Here is a 17,922-nt window from a genome sequence, read left to right as displayed (position 1 = left end):
CCACCCCTAACCGGGCCGGGACGCCCCCGCAATCAGCGGATCAGTTCGGCCACGACGGTGCGCGGGGCGGGCAGCGCGGCGATCTCTTCACGCAACGCGTTCGCGGCGCGGCGCAGCTCTTCGTCGGCCGTCAGCGCGCGGGCTCCTTCGACGGAGCCGGTCCTTCCGGCGCCGGCCGCCGCGATCCGCGGGGCGATCGCCGATTCGGTGAGGGAAAGCTGGGGCAGGCCGTGCGCCGCCGCCGCGAGCGCGAGTGCCGCGTCGCCGTCGTGGACGACCGCGGCACACGTCGGCAGCAGCGCGGCCGGGGGCGCGGAGTCGACGAGCCGGACGTTGGCCGGCATCGCCACCCCGGCCGGGACGCGGGCCGCCTCGGCCGCGCACACCAGTTCGAAGTCGGCTTCCGCGACCGCGTCGAACACCGGGCCGAACATCGTCTCGTCGGTGAGCGACAGCAGTACGCGGCTGCGCCTTGCCTTGCGGCGCAACCAGTTCGGCACCACGACGGGACCGAAGTAGGGCACGTGCCGTACCGCGCGGGCCGAACCGCCCCCGGCACGCAACGAAGGTGGCACGGTGTCCAAGGTGATGTCCACGTCCGCCGGGTCCGGCTCGTCCAGCGCGCCGATCACCCGGACGGCGACGGCTCCGACCGCCCGCGCAGCGGCCGTTCCCGCCGGTGCGCGGGCGTCGGAGACCACGACCTGGGGCCGCCACAGCTCGGCGAATTCGGCCAGGGCCGCGGATTCGGCGAGCGAGGCTTCCGCACCGCTTTCCAATTCGACGGCCACACAACTGGTACGGAGGATCTCTTCGACGAACGACGGGCGTCCGGCGATTTTCACGTCATGGCCCGCGTTCCGCAACGCCCACGCGAGGGGCGTGAGATTGTGCAGCCGGGCAGGCGACGACGGGGCGGCCATGAGCACGCGCATGGAATCCACTCCAGGAAATGGAGCCGGGGCACACCCGGCGCGGATAGTTTGATTCGACACTAACCACGCCGGAGGTGCCCCAGTACCCCTATCGCCGGTCGCTCATTGCCCGGGCAGGGCCACCGCCTCGATCGGGTTCCGGCGCATGGCGAGCCGCGCGGCCAGCGCGGTGACCGGCCAGACGATCAGGAACACCGCGACCACCACCGCGAGGAACACCCAGATTGGCCCGGACGGGATGATCTCACCGGTCGTGATCGCCATCGGCAGCACGGTGAACAGCGAGATGACGATGCCGAGCACCAGCCCGGCCACCGCGACGATGCCACCCTCGATGAACAGCATCCGCCGGACCTGGCGGCGATCGGCGCCGGCGAGCCGCTGCACGCCGAACTCCCGGCGGCGGCCGAGCACGGCCACGGCGAGCGTGTTCACCGCCGCGATCGCCGCGTAGGCGATGGCGAGCACGGCCAGCAGGTAGTTGATCAACGCCTCGACGTCCGCGCCGGCCTGGAAGTTCCGCAGCAGCGCACTGTCGTCGCCGACCGTGACGCCCGGCCAGTCCTTCAACTGGTCGGTGAGCGCGGACACGAGCTCGCTCGCGTCCTTCCCCTCGGCGGCCTTCACCAGCACCTGCGCGGGCAGGCCACTCGTGGTGTGCGCGGCGAGGAGGTCGGCGGGCAGGACCATGCTCGCGTAGCTCGACGGGCTGTCGAGCAGCGCGACGACGTTCACCTGCGCCTGCGTCCCGTCCCCGAGCCGCATGGTGATCTTGGACCCGACCTTGATCTCGAGGTTCTCCGCCACTTCCTGAGGCAGCGCGACCGCGTCACCGGTGAGGTTCTTCAGCGATCCCTCGGTGACCGCGGTCGCGAGCACCGTGCCGCCCTGGTCCTCGGCGGCCACGCCCATCAGGCGCAGCGGGTCGCTGCCGTTGCCGTCATAGGGCTGCTCGATCCAGCCGGAGCTGGTGACCAGCGGCGACGCGGTGCCGACTCCCGGCGTGCTCCGGATCCGCTGGAGCTCGTCGGCCGGCATCGCGCCGCTGCCGGCGCTGATCACGACGTCGGCCCGCAGCTGACCGGCATACGCGGCGATCTGCGCCTTCTGCGCGGTGGTCTCCGAGTAGACGTTGCCGAGCGCGACCGCCGTGGCCAGCGTGATCGGCGTGAGCGCCGCGGCGAAAGCCACCGCGCGCGCCCGCGAGTTGATCACCGCGAGGGTGGCGTCCCGGCCACCGACCCGCCGGATGAGCGGGCCGAAGCGGTCCGCGACGTAGGCCATGATCTCCGGCCCGACCAGCGCCACCGCGATGGCGCCGGTGAGCACCGCCGGCCCGCCGAACGCCGCCGCCGTATCGGCGGGCATGAACATCGTGGTGCCGGCGAGCAGCACCGTCGCGATCCCGCACACCGCGGCACCCGTGCGGCGCAAGGGGTTCACCTTGGCACTCGGGATCGAGGCCTCGGCCAGCGCCTGGATCGGCCGGGCCCGCGCCGCGGCCAGCGCGGCGAACCACGCCGCGGCGTAGACGATCGCGAGCGTGGCGACGATCCCGGCGGCGAACGCGACGACGTCCTGCCGGAACACCAGCTCGTCCGGCACGATGCCGAGCGACGCGCTGGTGTCGAAGATCTGGTTGCCGAGCAAGCTGCCGAGGACGCCGCCGCACACCGCGGCGACCGCGCCGACGGCCATGGTCTCGGCGAGCACCATCCGGTGCACCTGCTTCGGCGTCGCGCCGGTGGCCCGCAGCAGCGCGAGCTCCTGCTGGCGCTGCCGCACGGTGAGACTGATCGTCGCGGAGACGACCAGCGCCATGACCACCAGCACCATGCCGCCGAACACCGCGGCCAGCAGGATCAGCGGCAGCCGGCTGTTGTCGACGCCGAGGAACTCGGCCGAACCACGCTCGTCGCCGGTCAGCACGCTGACGCCGGGAACCTGCTCCGCGATGCGCGCGGCGAGCTCGCCCGCGTCCACGCCATCGGCCGGGAACACCCCGGCCAGGTCGAACCGGCCCTGGTGCGGGGAAAACTGCTGCGCGTCAACGGGAGAGAAGAAGAACGCCGGCGCCCGCACGGCCTGGCCAGGCCCGGCGGTCCCCGCGACGGTGAAGGTCTGCTTCCGCCCGCCGACCGCGAGGTCCACGTTCGAGCCCGCCTTGATCCCGGCCGCGTCCGCGGTGGCCGCGTCGAGCACGACCTGCCCCGGCGCCGGCTGGCCGCCCTCGCGCAGGACGTAGCCGCCGAGCGCGGCGGAGTCCCAGCCGTGTCCGGAAAGGACGGACGGGCCGGTGACCTGTGGCGTGCCGTCACTCAGCAGCACCGCGGGGAACGACACGTCCGTGACCACGCGCTGCGCGCCCGGCACCGCGGCGATCTTGGCGACCTGGTCCGCGGGCAGCCCGGCACGCTCGGCGTACGGGACCACCTCCGACTCTTCGTCGGGCAGCTTGAACCCCGACGACCCGCCGACCACGATCGGCGCCGACGCGAGCCGCTGCGGCTTCGCCTGCAGCACGATGGCCGTCTCGAACAGCCCGGCGCACGCGATCAGCAACCCGCAGCCGATCAGGATCGCGACGAAGGACGCGAGCGATGCCGCCACGCGGTACCGCAGGCTGGCCAGCGCCAGGTTGAGCACCACCCGCCGCGAACTCACCGCTGCCCCCGTGCCTGCTTGGCCCGGGCCCCGAGCTGCGCCAGGGTCGACGCGACGGCTTCGACGCTCGGCGTCGCCATCTGCGTGACGATCTGGCCGTCCACGAGGAAGAGGACGTTGTCCGCGAAGGACGCCGCGACCGGGTCGTGAGTGACCATCACGATGGTCTGGCCCGCGCTCACCAGCTCGCGCATGAGGTTCAGCACCTCGAGCGCGGTGGTCGTGTCGAGCGCACCGGTCGGCTCGTCGGCGAAGACCACCGCGGGCCGCCCGGCGAGCGCGCGGGCGATCGCGACGCGCTGCTGCTGGCCGCCGGAAAGCTCACCGGGGCGGTGCTTCACGCGCTGCGAAAGCCCGACGCGCCCGATCACCTCGTTCACCCACGCCTGGTCCGGCTCGCGGCCGGCCAGCAGCGTCGGCAGGGTGACGTTCTGCTCGACGTTCAGCGCGGGCATCAGGTTGAACGACTGGAAGACGAACGCGACGTGCTCGCGGCGCAGCACCGTCAGCTGGGTCTCGCTCTTGCCCTTCAGGTCGGTGCCGGCCAGCCGGACGCTGCCGGAGGTCGGCTTGTCCAGGCCCGCCGCGCAGTGCAGCAGCGTGCTCTTGCCGGAACCCGAAGGGCCCATCACCGCGGTGAAGGTGCCCGCCGGGAAGGTGACAGTGACTCCGGCAAGCGCTTCCACGGCGCTGTCGCCGGAACCGTAGGTCTTGTGCACCGCGTCCAGCTGGACCGGCGACTCGACGGAGGTCATCGTTGGCACGTCGTTCACTCCGATCCTTCCCGGGCTCGCCGCGCCGGGTCGAGGTACCACCACGCCAGCAGGACGACCCCGCCGATACCGATCGTCCACAGCCAGAACGGCGACTTGAACGACATGCTGATCAGGCTCATGAGCAGCCAGATCACGAACTGGATGCCGCCGACGACCGCCCACACGATCGTGACGACCCGGCGGGCGCGACCGCCCGAGGACCGCGTTTCTTCTGTGCTCTCCGGCATGAAGCCCCCCATATCGGCACCGGCCGAGTGGTCGGATTAATCGTGTAAGGCATGCACAGTTTAGCGCACCGCCGCCGGACGGGGAAGCCGCGCCCGCCTAGGGGGCGCCACCTGCGGAGATCCGCATGCGGCGGTCCCAGTCACGGGCCTTCCACACGCCGGCCACCAGCACCCCGCCGCCGAGCACCACCCAGAGCAGCCACAGCGGGTCCCACTGCCCGCCGATCAACCCGATGAACAGCCAGATGACGAGGTGAACGAGGCTGACGACCGCCCACAGCGCGCCCGCGATCTTCGGCGCCGCCTCGAGCACCGGCGGGACCACCGCCTCGGCCCGTCCCGCGACCGCGACGCGCAGCGCGGCCTGCGTGGTGGCCAGCCGGACCCTGGCCAGCCGGCGGGCAGCTTCCCCGCCGTCGTACTGCCCGGTCGCGAGGGCGTGTTCGACCTCGGTGGCCGCCAGCTTCCGGTCCAGCTCGGTGACTGGACCCAGCCCGAACCGGTTGCTCTCGCTCACAGGTACTCGCTCCCAGCGCCGATTAGTGTAAGACTTGCACAGTTTACTGACTCAGACCGCGGAGCGATAGATGCCGACCGAACCCGAGCCGGACGAACGTCCGGACCTGCCACCGGGACTGGCCCCGGCGTGGGTCGCCGCGCCGCGGCCCCGCCGTGGCCCCAAGCCGTCGCACAGCTTGGCCCAGATCGTCACGGCCGCCATCGAGCTCGCCGACGCCGACGGGCTGGCCGCGGCGTCGCTGCCCAACATCGCCGCTTCGCTCGGCCTGACCACGAACGCGTTGTACCGCTACGTCGGCTCGAAGGACGAACTGCTGATCCTGCTCGCGGACGAGGGTTTCGGGCCACCGCCGCCGATGTCCGGCCCGGAGTGGCAGGTCGTCACCCGTGCCTGGGCGCACGCCGCGCTGGACCGCTACCAGGCCCGGCCGTGGCTGCTGGACATCCCGTTCCGCGGCAGCGCGATCACCCCGCACCGGTTGCGCTGGACGGAGTTGCTGGTGGCGACCCTGTCCGCCGCCGGACTGTCCGATGTGGACGCCCTCGGTTGTGCCCGGCTGGTGGCGGACTTCGCCCGCGCCACGGCCGACCGCCTGCGGGCGTCGTCCGACCCGGATTCGGCCGACTCCCCTTCGCGGGCTGGGGATGTTCGCTCGTTCCTCCAGCCGCTGCTGGCCGCGGAGGGCTATCCCCACCTGGCGGCGCTCGCCTCGCGGGGCGAGTACCCGGCGTCGAGTTCGGTGGACTTCGGTCTCGACCGGGTCCTGGACGGCATCGCGGGCCTGCTCGTCGACTCCCGCTCCTGACCCGCCGCCCAGCCGGACTCGGGACCAAGAAACCCTCGCAGCCGGACTCGGGAACAGGGGGAGTAAGAGTGGGCGGCGCCCCGCGAGGGGGAGGTGGGGCGCCGCCCGGCCGGGAGGCTCAGGAAAGGGAGCCGAGCCAGGTGTCCACGGCCTTCGCGGTGGTCTCGGAGTCGGTGTCGACGAGGCTGAAGTGATCACCCGGCACCGTGACGACAGTGTCCGCCCGGTGCCAGGTCGTCCGCCAGGCCGACGGGTCATCGGAAGCGACGGCGCTGCCCGTGGCGAAGCGGTGGTCGGGCTGGATCAGGACCGTCGGCACCGTCACCTCGCCCAGCGAAGCCGTCTCCAGCAGACCGAGGTAGTGCGCCATCGCGGTCAGCTTGTCGCGGTCGAACGGGCCGTACTGCTCTTCGCGTTCGAGCATGCCCGTGGCCATGTCCGAAACCGTGTCCGCGGTCGCGTCACCGCCGCCGTCCATCTCGTAGCTGTCGAGCAGAACCAAGGCCGCCGGCGCGAAGCCGGACTTCTCCAGCCGCGCCGCCAGCGCGTAGGCAAGCACACCGCCGGACGAATACCCGAGCAGCGCGAACGGCTTGTCGCCGGCGCCCAGCCGGACGCTCTCCTCGAGCACCTCCAGCAACGCGTCGAAGTCGGCGGGCACCGGGTCGCCGGTGTGGAACCCGGGCGTCGGCAACGCGGAAACCGCGCGCCTGCCCCGGAACCGCGCCGCGAGCTTCGCGTACTGGTACTCCCCGCCCAGCGCCGCGGGCGACGGGAGGGCCAGCAGCCGCGGGCCGTCCGGGCCATCGGCCAGTTCCAGCGGCCGGGGCGCCGCACCGAGGTCGGCGACGCCGCCGAACTTGGGCCTCAGGTTCGCGGCGGCGCCCAGCAACGCGATGCCGTTCTCGACCTGACCACCGCGGACGGCTTCGAAGAAGAGCTCCTTCACCGGATCCCCGGCCGTCGAGACCGGAGCCGGGCCGCTCAGCAGTTCCAGCAGGTGCGCCGCCAGCCCCGCCGGCGTCCGGTGCTCGAACACCACCGCCGCGCCCAGCGTGACCCCGGCGACGCTCGCGATCCGGTTCCTCAGCCGCACGGCCGTCAGCGAGTCGAAGCCGAACTCGAGGAAGTGCGCGTCCGGGTCGATCGCCTCCGTGTCGGCGTATCCGAGCAGCTCCGTGGCTTCGGTGAGGACGAACCGCAGCAGTCCCTGTTCGGTCAGCTCGAGGGAGACCTCTTCCTCGACCGCGGCTCGCGGCGCGGGCAGCTCGTAATCGCCGACCGCGTGCCGGGCCTCCATGTCGACCGTGGGCCAGTAGTAGGTGCGGTGGAAGGCGTAGTCGGGCAGCGGCACGATCTTCGCCGCGCGATCGGCGAACATGCGCGTCACGTCGAGCCCGGCGCCCACCGCGTGCAGCTGCCCGGCGGCCAGCAGCACGGAGCGAACCTCGGGCAGCACCGGCACGAGGAGGAGGTCGTCCGCCGGGTCCACACCCGCTCCCAGGTCCAGGACCCGCGTCGCCCCCGTCACCGGGAGCTGCCCGCCGTCGCGGCCGAGGGCCACCCAGTGCTTCGGGTCGCGAACGTCTCCACCGGCCACGGTGGACACGACGGGAACGCGCGGCTCGTTGTAGGTGAGCTCCCCCGCGATCTCCTCCAGCTCTTCGAGAAGATCGTCGTCGAGAGGCCCCTCCGCCATCATCTGGCCGCGGTGGGCGACGAGCTTCACGGCGTCCTCGAGGAACAACACACCGGCCAGGTGCGCGGCGGCGATCTCGCCGACGTCGAGGCCGGCCAGCACATCAGGCCGCTGCCCCCACCCTTCGAACAGGCGGGCCAGCGCGACACCGAGGGTGAACGCCGCGGCCTGGCCGAAGTCCGTGCGACCGAGCAACTGTGCGGCGACCGAACCGGCCTCGGCGAACATCACCTCACGCAGCGACCGGCCGAGGTAAGCGTCGAATCCGTTCGCCACGCGGTCGAATTCCCGGGCGAAAGCGGGGAACGCGGCATACAGGGCGGCACCCGTCCCGGCTCGCCGCGCCCCCTCACCGGGGAGCACGAACGCCGTGCTCCCACCGGAACGCACACGCCCCACGACATCCAGAGCGGACAGAGCGGCGCGAACCTCGTCGAGGTCGGCTCCGACGACCGCGGCGCGGTGGGAGAACAGCGGGCGGCGGTTCGCCAGCGAGTAGGCGACGTCCAGCAGATCCGACGAGCCGTCCAGCCGCGCCAGCAAGGCCCGGGCCTGGTCCGGAAGCGCCGCGGCGGTCCGGGCCGACAACACGAGCGGCGGCAGCACACCGCCGGCGTCCTTGACCGGCTCGGTCACCGGCGCCTCGACGGGCGGGGCCTGCTCCAGGATCACGTGCGCGTTGGTACCGCTGTAGCCGAACGCTGACACCGCCGCGCGGCGCGGCCGGGAAACCTCGGGCCACGGCTGCGTCCGCTCCAGCAGCCGGACGGCCCCGGCGGACCAGTCGACGTCCGCTGTCGGCTCGGTGACGTGCAGCGTGGCGGGCAGCACGCCGTGACGCATCGCCTGCACCATCTTGATCACGCCGGCGACCCCGGCCGCGGCCTGGGTGTGGCCGATGTTGGATTTCACCGAACCGAGCCACAGCGGACGGTCGGCGGAGCGCTCCTTGCCGTAGGTGGCCAGCAGCGCCGACGTCTCGATCCGGTCGCCCAGCGGTGTACTGGCGCCATGGCCCTCGACCGCGTCCACTTCGGACGGTTCGAGACCGGCGGTGGCCAGTGCCCGGCGGATCAGCCGCTCCTGGGCGGACCCGCTCGGCGCGGTGAGGCCGTTGGAAGCGCCATCGGCGTTGATGGCGCTGGACTTGATGATCGCGAGCACCTCGTGCCCGTGGCGGCGCGCGTCGGAAAGGCGCTCCACCACCAGGACACCGACGCCCTCGCCCCAGCCGAAGCCGTCGGCCGCGGCGGAGTAGGGCTTGCAGCGGCCGTCCCTGGCCACGGCGCCGTCCACGAACTGCGCGAACGGCGCGGGCGAGACGAGCGCGGACACGCCGGCGACCAGCGCCAGCGAGCAGTCCCCGCCCCGCAGTGCCTGCGTGGCCTGGTGCAGCGCGACGAGCGAGGACGAGCACGCGGTGTCCACCGACACCGCCGGCCCTTCGAGACCGAGCGAGTAGGCCACCCGGCCGGAGACCACGCTGCTCAGCGCGCCCGACCCGCGGTAGAGGCCGCCGCCCTGGGCGAGCGCGTCACCCGGGTCGTAGTCGGTCTGCATCACGCCGACGTACACCCCGGTCACGCTTCCCTTGAGCGACAACGGGTCCACGCCCGCGTTCTGCAGCGCGACCCAGGAGGACTCCAGCAGCATCCGCTGCTGCGGGTCCATCATCACGGCTTCGTTGGGGCTGATGCCGAAGAACGCGGCGTCGAAATCGGTGGCGTCGTGGACGAACCCGCCCTGCGGCGTGCCGCCGTCCGGCGCGACCTGCGGCAGCCAGTGGTCCATGTCCCAGGCCCGGTCTTCCGGGAAGTCGCTGATGCCGTCGCCGCCCGCGGCGACCAGCCGCCACAGCTCGTCCGGCGAGCCGACGCCACCGGGGAACCGGCAGGCCATGCCGACGATCGCGATCGGCTCGTCGGCGCCGAGGGCCACCACGACCTCCTCGGGCTCCCCCGCGTCGGCGAGGTCGCCGAGCAGCGACTCGTGCAGGTGCGCGGCGAGGTCGCCCGCGGTCGGGTGGTCGAACACGAGCGTCGCGGTCAGGCTCAGGCCGGTGGCCTCGTTGAGCGTGTTGCGCAGTTCGACGGCGGTCAGCGAGTCGAAGCCGAGGTCCTTGAACACGCGGTCGGCGTCGAACTCGGCGGCCGAGCCGTGGCCGAGCACCGCGGCCGCGTGCTGGACCACCAGATCGCGCAGGTGGTCGAGGCGTTTGCCCGCGGGCAGCCGGATCAGCTTGCCCAGCAACGAGTCCGCGCCCTCCTCGCGGTCGGACACCGTCCGCCGCGCCGCCGGGACGAGGCCGCGCAGCAGGTCGGGAACGCCACCGGCGTCGCGCCACGCGGGGAGGTCCAGCTTGATCGGGACGTACACATCGCCCGCCGCGCCGACCGCGGTGTCGAAGAGCGCCAAGCCCTCTTCCGCGCCGAACGCGCCGAGGCCGCGCTTGCCGTGGGTTTCCCCGGCCATCCCGGCCGAAGATTCCCACATGCCCCACGCCAGCGAGTGCGCGGGCTTGCCCTCGGCACGACGCTGTGCGGTGAGCGCGTCCAGGAACGCGTTGGCGGCGGAGTAGTTCCCCTGGCCCGGAGCGCCCAGGACGCCGGCGGCCGAGGAGAACGTGACAAAGGCGGCGAGGTCGCCGGTCAGCTCGTGGAGGTTCCAGGCCGCCAGGGCCTTCGGATCGAAGACGCCGTCGACGCGTTCGGGCGTCATGGACGCGAGGACACCGTCGTCGAGCACCCCGGCCGCGTGGACGACCGCGGTGACCGGGTACTTCTTCAGCAGTGCCTTGACCTTCGCCCGGTCGGCCAGGTCGGCGGCCACCACGGTCGCCTCGGCGCCCAGCTCGGTCAGTTCGGCCACGAGCTCGGCCGCGCCGGGCGCTTCGGGCCCGCGGCGGCTGACGAGCACGAGGTTCTTCACGCCGTGCCGCCGCACGAGATGCTTCGCGACGAGCCTGCCCAGCGCACCGGTGCCGCCGGAAAGCAGGACGGTGCCCCAGTCGATCGGCTCGGCGGGTTCGGGCACCGCACGCGCCAGCCGCGGCACGGACAACTCGCCGTTCTCGATGCGGACCGAAGACTCGTCGGCGACGGAGATCGCGGCCAGCTGCTCCGGGGTCGCACCGCCCTCGACAAGGACGATCCGGTCCGGGTTCTCCGCCTGGGCCGAACGGACCAGCCCGGCGACGGCGGCACCGGCCAGATCGCCGTTGGTCACGACGAGCAGACGTCCGGACTTCGCTTCGGCGAGCCAGCTCTGCACGGTGGCCAGTGCGCTGTGGATCGCCTTCTTCGCCGCGGCCGCGTCCGTTCCCGGCGTGACCTCGTGCACGACGAAGTCGCCTGAGGCGTCCGGCAGCGTGGCCGGGACCCAGTCGATCCGGTAGAGGGAGTCGCTGCCACCGGGGACCGCACGGGCCGCGGCGAGCTGCTCCTCGCTGATCCGGCGCAGGGCCAGCGCGCCGACCCTGGCGACCGGCGCCCCGGCGGAGTCGGCCAGCCGCAGCTCGACCGTCTGCTCCCCGACCGGCCGGACGTGGACCCGCAGCGCCGCGGCGCCCGTGGCCAGCAGCTCGACGTCGGACCACGAGTACGGCAGGGTCGTGCCCTCCCCGGCGGCGCCGCTCAGACCGACGGCGTGCAGCGTCGCGTCGAACGCCGCCGGGTGCAGGCCGAACGCTTCGGCGCTGAGCCGGTCCTGCTCGGGCAGGGCGATCTCGGCGTAGATGTCCTCGCCGAGGCTCCAGGCCGCGCGCAGGCCCTGGAAGACCGGGCCGTAGGCCATGCCGGCCTCGGCGAGCATGTCGTACATGCCTTCGACGTCCACGACCTCGGCGCCGGCGGGCGGCCACGCGCTCAGATCGAACGCGGCGCCGGCCGTGCCCGGCGCGAGGGTGCCGTCGGCGTGCCGGACCCAGCCGGCGGTGACGGCGAGGCCGTCCGGTCGTGAGTGGACGCTGATCGGGCGGGTCCCGTCGGCGGCGGGGGTGCCGACCCGCACCTGGATCCGGGCCGCGCCCTTCGCGGGCAGCACCAGCGGGGCGTGCAGCGTCAGGTCGCGGACGCGGCCGGCGCCGACCTCGTCTCCGGCGCGCACGGCGAGCTCGACGAAAGCCGTGCCGGGCAAGAGGATCGCGCCGCCGACCACGTGTTCGTTCAGCCACGATTGGGTGGTCGCGGAGATCCGGCCGGACAGCACCACGCCATCGGCGTCGGCCAGCAGGGTGGCCGCGCCGAGCAGGGGGTGGTCGACCGGGTCGAGGCCGATCGAGGCGATGTCGCCGGACTCCGACGACACCTCGAGCCAGTAACGCCGGTGCTGGAAGGCATAGGTCGGCAGGTCCGCCCGGCTCGCGCCGCGGGCGGTGAAGTGCGCGGCCCAGCCGGGCACCACGCCACGGACGTGCAGGGTCGCGAGCGCCGTGATCAGCGCGACGTCCTCCGGGACATCCCGGCGCTGCGACGCGACGGCGACCGCGGTGTCGGCCACCGACTGCGGGACGGCGGCGGTCAGCGGCGCGTCCGGACCCAGCTCCAGGAACCGGTTGACGCCCTCGGCGGCCAGCGCGCGCACGGCGTCGGCGAACCGGACCGGCTGCCGGACGTTGCGCACCCAGTACCCGGGGTCGGTCAGCTCGGCGGCGACCTCGGCGCCGGTGACGCTGGAGATGACGGTCAGTTCGGGCTGCGAGTAGGTGAGGCTCTGCGCGACAGCGCGGAACTCGGCGAGCATCGGCTCCATCAGGCGCGAGTGGAAGGCGTGCGAAACGCGCAGCTGAGTCGTGCGCCGGCCGGCCTCGGCGAACTTGGCGGCGACCGCGAGCACGGCGGCCTCTTCGCCGGAAAGGACCACGGATCGCGGTCCGTTGACGGCGGCCACGTCGACCGTCCCCCCGGCATCGTGAGCCGCGACTTCGTCGGCCGTTCCCTCGACGGCCACCATCGCGCCACCGGTGGGCAGCGCCTGCATCAGGCGGCCACGGGCGGCGACCAGCTTGGCGGCGTCGGCGAGGGACAGCACGCCCGCGCAGTGCGCGACCGCGAGCTCGCCGATCGAGTGACCGCAGACGGCGTCCGGGACCAGGCCCCACGACTCGACCAGGCGGAACAGCGCGACCTCGAAGGCGAACAGCGCGGCCTGCGTGTTCCCGGTCTGGGACAGGGCTTCCGCGTCGGCGTCGATCACCTCGCGGATCGGGCGGTCGAGGTGCCGGTCGAGTTCGGCGCAGGCGGCGTCGTAGGCCTCGGCGAACACCGGGTACTTCGCGGCGAGGACCGCGCCCATTCCGGCGCGCTGGGAACCTTGCCCGGAGAACAGGAAAGCGGTGCTCGTCTCGCCGCGGGCGAGACCGGAGAGCGTCGGCTCGCCGTTCGCGAGACCGGTCAGCCCGGCAAGGAGCTCGGCGTGATCGCGGCCGACGACGGCGGCGCGGTGGTCGAGGTGGGTACGCCCGGCGGCCAGTGTGTAGGCGACGTCGAGCGGGTTCGCGGGATTTTCGGCGAGGTACCCGGCCAGTCGCGCGGCCTGTGCCCGCAGCGCCTGCGGCGTCCGTCCGGAAAGGACGAGCGGGACCGCGGCGTCGTCCCGCGGCGCCGCCACGGCATCATCGGGTTCCGGGGCCTCTTCGAGGATGACGTGGGCGTTGGTGCCGCTCAGGCCGAAGCAGGACACGGCGCCGCGGCGCGGGTGCCCGTTGCGTTCCCACGGGCGCCGCTCGGTGAGCAGCTCGACCTGCCCGGAACTCCAGTCGACGTGCCGGGTCGGCTTGTCGACGTGCAGCGTCTGCGGCATGATCCCGTTGTTCAGCGCCAGCACGATCTTCAGCACCCCGGCGACGCCGGACGCGGCCTGGGTGTGCCCGACGTTGGACTTCACCGAACCCAGCCACAGCGGGGAATTCTCGGGGCGGCCCTGGCCGTAGGTCGCGAGCAGCGCCTGCGCCTCGATCGGGTCGCCGAGGGTGGTCGCGGTGCCGTGCGCCTCGACGATGTCGACCTCTTCGGGGGCGACCCGGCCGTTGGCGAGCGCCTGGCGGATCACGCGCTGCTGCGCGGGACCGTTCGGCGCGGTCATCCCGTTGGACGCGCCGTCCTGGTTGATCGCGGTGCCCCGGACGATGGCGAGGACCGGGTGGCCGTTGCGGCGCGCGTCGGAAAGCCGTTCGACGAGCAGCATTCCGCAGCCCTCGGACCAGCCGGTGCCGTCGGCGGAGTCGGCGAACGCGCGGCAGCGGGCGCTGCGGGCAAGCGTGCCGTCGACGGTGAACTCGACGAACGTGCGCGGTGTGGACATCACCGAGACACCGCCGGCGAGGGCGAGCGAGCATTCGCCGTTGCGCAGAGCCTGTACCGCCATGTGGAGCGCGACGAGCGAGGACGAGCACGCGGTGTCGATGGTGACCGCGGGTCCTTCGAGCCCGAAGGTGTAGGCGAGCCGCCCGGAGATGACCCCGGAAGACCCGTAGCTGCCCTGGTAGTTGTGGTACATCGTCCCGGCGAACACGCCGGTGGGGCTGCCCTTGACCGAGTGCGGGGCGATGCCCGCGCGTTCGAAGGCCTCCCACGACGTCTCCAGCAGGAGCCGCTGCTGGGGATCCATCAGCAGAGCCTCGCGCGGGCTGATGCCGAACAGGTCGGCGTCGAAGTCCAGTGCGTCGTGCAGGAACCCGCCCTCCCGCACGTAGCTGGAGCCCGGTCGCTCGCCGGTCGGGTCGTAGAGCCGCTCGAGGTCCCAGCCCCGGTTCGCCGGGAACTCCCCGATCGCGTCGACGCCGCCGTCGAGCAGCTGCCAGAGTTCCTCCGGGGTGACCGCCCCGCCCGGGAGCCGGCAGGCCATGCCGATGATCGCGATCGGCTCCCGCGCGGCCTCGGTCAGCCGCCGGTTCTTCTCGCGCAGCCGCTCACTCTCCTTGAGGGACGCACGGAGCGCACCGACCAGCTTGTCTTCGGAGTTACCCACGAGTCCTCTTTCCTTCCACGCGAGAAGAAGCGTCGAGGGGAAACGATACGAGCGGCGCCGGGGAGGCACCCACCCCTAAGGCCCCCAGACTCGGGTGCGTTCCGGGCGGCCGGGACGCACCCGGGGCCTCCCCCAAGGTCCGCTTTAGACGGTCTTTAGGGGTTGCCGGTTCGCCCGCCCGGATGACAGATTTTCGGCACGATCAAACGACTTTCCAATTCCGTCATGCCGTGTTCGGCATTGGCTCGCCCTTTGGACTAAGGCTGGGGATCGGTATGCGCAGGACAATCAGCAAACTCCTGGTCGTGGGAGCGCACGGCGACGACGAGACACTCGGCGCGGGCGGCACGATCGCCCGTCTCGCCGACGAGGGTGTCATCGTGTCGCTCTGCATCCTGACCAACGACGACGGCTCCCGGTCGGCGACCGGCGCCGGTGTCGTCAACCGCACCGACGCGATCGAGCTGGCCGCGAAGACGCTGGGCGTCGAACGCGTGCGCGTCAACGAGTTCGGTGACAACCGGCTCGACACGGTGAGCCACCTGGAGCTCAACCGGGTGGTGGAGCAGGAGGTGCGCGACTTCGAGCCGGACACCATCTTCACCACGAGCATGTGCGACCTGAGCACCGACCACGCCCTGGTCAGCCGCGCCGCCCGCGTGGCGGGCCGGCCGGGCAAAGGCAGCGTCCGGGAGGTCCGGACGTTCGAGATCCGGTCGGCCACCGACGTCGGCGAGGCGTCCGGCCTGCCGGTCACCTTCCGCCCCAACTACTGGCAGCTCCTCGACGAAACCCACGTGGCGCGCAAGATCGAGGCTTTGCGCGCCTATGGCAAGGAGCTGGAGCCCTGGCCCCACCCCCGCAGCGAACGGGGGGTGCGGGCGCTCGCCGAATACCGCGGCTCGCAGATCTCCGCCGGCCTCGCCGAAGCGTTCGAGATCGTCCGGATCGTCCACTGACCGCCCTGCCAGAAACGGGTGAACCACAATGACCAGTACTGTCGCTGAATTCCAGACCGTGGCCGAGCTGAACGAGCTGACGTCGGTCGCGGTGATCGGGATGGGCTATGTCGGCCTCCCGACCGCACTCGGCCTGCACGCCGGCGGCGTCGCCGTGATCGGCATCGACCTCTCCCAGAACCGCCTCGAGGCCATCCGCGCCTGCGAGGTCGACCTCATCGAGAACGACCAACGCCGGCTGGAGAAAGCCGTGCACCAGGAGGACTTCCAGCTCACCGCCGACGCCTCGCGGATGGCCGAGGCGGACGCGATCCTGGTGTGCGTGCCGACCGGGCTCGACGAGTACCTGATGCCGGACCTCGGGCCGCTGGAGAGCGCGTGCGCGGCGCTGGTCGCGCACGCCCGCCCCGGCCAGACGCTGATCCTCACCTCCACCAGCTACGTCGGCACGTCCGGGCGGCTGCTGGTGAAGCCGCTGACGGCCAAGGGGTTCAAGGTCGGCCGGGACATCTTCGTCGCGTCCAGCCCCGAGCGCATCGACCCCGGCAACGTCACGCACACGCAGGCCGAGACGCCGCGCGTGCTGGGCGGCGTGACGCCGGCGTGCACCGCGATGGCGCAGCGCGTGCTCAACGTGCTGACCCCGCGGGTGCACCTGGTCAGCTCGCCGGAGGCGGCCGAGCTGACCAAGCTGTACGAGAACACGTTCCGCGCGGTGAACATCGCACTGGCCAACGAGTTCGCGGAGATCAGCGACGGCTTCTCGCTCGACCCCATCGAGGTGATCGACGCGGCGGCCAGCAAGCCCTACGGCTTCATGGCCTTCCACCCCGGCCCCGGTGTCGGCGGCCACTGCATCCCGTGCGACCCGCACTACCTGCTCTGGCAGCTCCGCGCGACGCAGAACAGCGCGCCGCTGGTCACCCAGGCCATGCGGGCCATCGCCGAACGGCCGGGCCAGGTCGTCGACCGGGTGCTGAACACCTTGTCCCGCAACGGGACGGGCATGGCGGGCGCGCGGATCCTGGTGGTCGGCGTGACCTACAAGCCCGGCGTGCAGGACGTGCGGTCCTCCTCGGCGCTGGACATCATCGACCTGCTCGCCGAAAAGGGCGCGACGGTCGGCTACTACGACCCGCTGGCGCCGAACGTCCGCGTGACCGGTGGCTCGCTGGACAGCGTCGTCGAGCCCGCGGGCGAAGACTGGGACCTCGCGCTGATCCACACCGTCCACCCCGGCCAGGACTACGACTGGCTCGGTCAGTGCCCGATCGTCATCGACGCCACCTACCGCTTCGACCCCGCGCTTTCCGCGGCCTGAAAGGACGACTGACGTGCGTTATCTGATCACCGGCGGCGCCGGGTTCATCGGCTCCCACCTGACCGAGCATCTGCTGGCGGCCGGCGACGAGGTCGTCGTGCTCGACGACCTGAGCACCGGCACGCTCGACAACCTCTCCGACGTCATCGGCCGGCCCGAGTTCCGCTTCGTGCGCGGCTCGGTGACCGACCCGGCCGCGGTCGAGGCGTGCATGCCCGGCGTCGAGGCCGTGTTCCACCTCGCCGCGGCGGTGGGGGTGTTCACCATCCTCGACAAGACGATGGACAGCCTCCGCACCAACCTGCACGGCACCGAGAACATGCTCGACGCCGCGCTGCGCCACGACGTCCCGATCCTGGTGGCCTCCACCAGCGAGATCTACGGCAAGAACACCGCCGACGGCCTCACCGAGGAGTCCGACCGGATCATCGGCTCGCCGCTGAAGAACCGCTGGTCCTACGCCGAGGCCAAAGCGCTGGACGAGACGTTCGCCCACCTGTACGCGGTGGAGCACGGACTGCGCACGGTGATCGTGCGGCCGTTCAACACCGTCGGCCCGCGCCAGACCGGCCGCTACGGCATGGTCATCCCGCGTTTCGTCACCCAGGCCCTCGCGGGCGAGTCGATCACCGTGTTCGGCGACGGCCAGCAGACCCGCTGCTTCTGTCACGTCCACGACGTGGTGCCGGCCCTGGTGGCGTTGCTGTCCGACGAATCGGCGTACGGCAAGGTGTTCAACCTCGGCAGCACCGAGCAGACGACGATCTCGCAGCTCGCCGAGCGCGTCATCACGGCGACGGGCTCGACGAGCGTGATCGCGAAGGTGCCGTACGAGGAGGCCTACGGCGAGGGCTACGAGGACATGCAGCGCCGCATCCCCGACTGCACCCGCGCACTGAACCAGATCGGCTTCGCTCCCACCCGGACCCTGGACGACATCATCTCCGCGGTGGTCGCGGACCGCCGCTCCTGAAGTCTGCCGCGCAAGCGGTCAGGCGGAAGGCCGTGAATGGCCCATTGAGGGACATAGCGTCCCTCAATGGGCCATTC

Annotated in this window: 10 protein-coding genes; 4 read left to right on the top strand and 6 right to left on the bottom strand. The window is 72.1% G+C overall.

What is annotated here, in order from left to right; translation table 11 throughout:
- Positions 1 to 32: 32 nt before the first annotated feature.
- From AB0M82_RS23540 to AB0M82_RS23520, 5 genes are all read right to left on the bottom strand, one after another.
- A complete protein-coding gene (locus tag AB0M82_RS23540) occupies positions 33 to 935 on the bottom strand; it encodes a nucleotide disphospho-sugar-binding domain-containing protein (protein ID WP_364725440.1) in 903 nt (300 codons plus the stop codon).
- Positions 936 to 1,037: 102 nt separating this feature from the next.
- Positions 1,038 to 3,599, bottom strand: coding sequence for an FtsX-like permease family protein (locus tag AB0M82_RS23535; RefSeq protein ID WP_364725438.1), 2,562 nt, complete (start codon positions 3,597 to 3,599; stop codon positions 1,038 to 1,040).
- Positions 3,596 to 4,354 (bottom strand): ABC transporter ATP-binding protein, encoded by a 759-nt coding sequence (locus AB0M82_RS23530; protein WP_364725435.1) that lies wholly within the window; start codon positions 4,352 to 4,354, stop codon positions 3,596 to 3,598. The genes AB0M82_RS23535 and AB0M82_RS23530 overlap by 4 nt, the downstream gene beginning before the upstream one ends.
- Positions 4,355 to 4,368: 14 nt before the next feature.
- Positions 4,369 to 4,602 carry a hypothetical protein gene (locus tag AB0M82_RS23525; protein WP_364725433.1) on the bottom strand — a complete coding sequence of 78 codons (234 nt, stop codon included), beginning with the start codon at positions 4,600 to 4,602 and terminating at the stop codon, positions 4,369 to 4,371.
- Between the two features lie 97 nt (positions 4,603 to 4,699).
- Positions 4,700 to 5,119 carry a hypothetical protein gene (locus tag AB0M82_RS23520; protein WP_364725430.1) on the bottom strand — a complete coding sequence of 140 codons (420 nt, stop codon included), beginning with the start codon at positions 5,117 to 5,119 and terminating at the stop codon, positions 4,700 to 4,702.
- Positions 5,120 to 5,189: 70 nt separating this feature from the next.
- Here AB0M82_RS23520 and AB0M82_RS23515 point away from each other — a divergent pair, with 70 nt between their 5' ends.
- Positions 5,190 to 5,927: a TetR/AcrR family transcriptional regulator gene (locus AB0M82_RS23515; RefSeq protein ID WP_364725428.1), complete on the top strand. Its 738-nt coding sequence runs from the start codon at positions 5,190 to 5,192 to the stop codon at positions 5,925 to 5,927.
- A gap of 118 nt (positions 5,928 to 6,045) precedes the next feature.
- On the opposite strand, the gene AB0M82_RS23510 is transcribed toward AB0M82_RS23515, so the two are convergent.
- Positions 6,046 to 14,592 (bottom strand): SDR family NAD(P)-dependent oxidoreductase, encoded by an 8,547-nt coding sequence (locus AB0M82_RS23510; RefSeq protein ID WP_364725426.1) that lies wholly within the window; start codon positions 14,590 to 14,592, stop codon positions 6,046 to 6,048.
- Positions 14,593 to 14,867: 275 nt separating this feature from the next.
- Between AB0M82_RS23510 and AB0M82_RS23505 the strand changes: the two genes are divergently transcribed.
- From AB0M82_RS23505 to AB0M82_RS23495, 3 genes are read left to right on the top strand one after another with little or no spacing between them, the layout of a single operon-like run.
- Positions 14,868 to 15,551, top strand: coding sequence for a PIG-L family deacetylase (locus AB0M82_RS23505; protein WP_364725423.1), 684 nt, complete (start codon positions 14,868 to 14,870; stop codon positions 15,549 to 15,551).
- A 28-nt stretch (positions 15,552 to 15,579) separates the two neighbouring features.
- The gene (locus tag AB0M82_RS23500) at positions 15,580 to 16,872 is read left to right on the top strand and encodes a nucleotide sugar dehydrogenase (protein WP_364725420.1); all 1,293 of its coding nucleotides are present in this window, start codon (positions 15,580 to 15,582) and stop codon (positions 16,870 to 16,872) included.
- 13 nt (positions 16,873 to 16,885) lie between these two features.
- On the top strand, positions 16,886 to 17,845 hold the full coding sequence (locus AB0M82_RS23495; RefSeq protein ID WP_364725417.1) for an NAD-dependent epimerase/dehydratase family protein: 960 nt from the start codon (positions 16,886 to 16,888) through the stop codon (positions 17,843 to 17,845).
- Positions 17,846 to 17,922 lie beyond the last annotated feature (77 nt).

Origin of the sequence: Amycolatopsis sp. NPDC051128, assembly GCF_040682715.1 — a bacterium.
Taxonomy (GTDB): Bacteria; Actinomycetota; Actinomycetes; order Mycobacteriales; family Pseudonocardiaceae; genus Amycolatopsis.
This window is presented reverse-complemented; position numbering and strand designations above follow the sequence as displayed.

Bases quoted from the DNA above. Each gene is read 5' to 3' on its own strand.
- AB0M82_RS23540 (WP_364725440.1), bottom strand. From the start codon at position 935: ATGCGCGTGCTCATGGCCGCCCCGTCGTCGCCTGCCCGGCTGCACAAT.
- AB0M82_RS23530 (WP_364725435.1), bottom strand. From the start codon at position 4,354: ATGACCTCCGTCGAGTCGCCGGTCCAGCTGGACGCGGTGCACAAGACC.
- AB0M82_RS23525 (WP_364725433.1), bottom strand. From the start codon at position 4,602: ATGCCGGAGAGCACAGAAGAAACGCGGTCCTCGGGCGGTCGCGCCCGC.
- AB0M82_RS23515 (WP_364725428.1), top strand. From the start codon at position 5,190: ATGCCGACCGAACCCGAGCCGGACGAACGTCCGGACCTGCCACCGGGA.
- AB0M82_RS23505 (WP_364725423.1), top strand. From the start codon at position 14,868: ATGCGCAGGACAATCAGCAAACTCCTGGTCGTGGGAGCGCACGGCGAC.
- AB0M82_RS23500 (WP_364725420.1), top strand. From the start codon at position 15,580: ATGACCAGTACTGTCGCTGAATTCCAGACCGTGGCCGAGCTGAACGAG.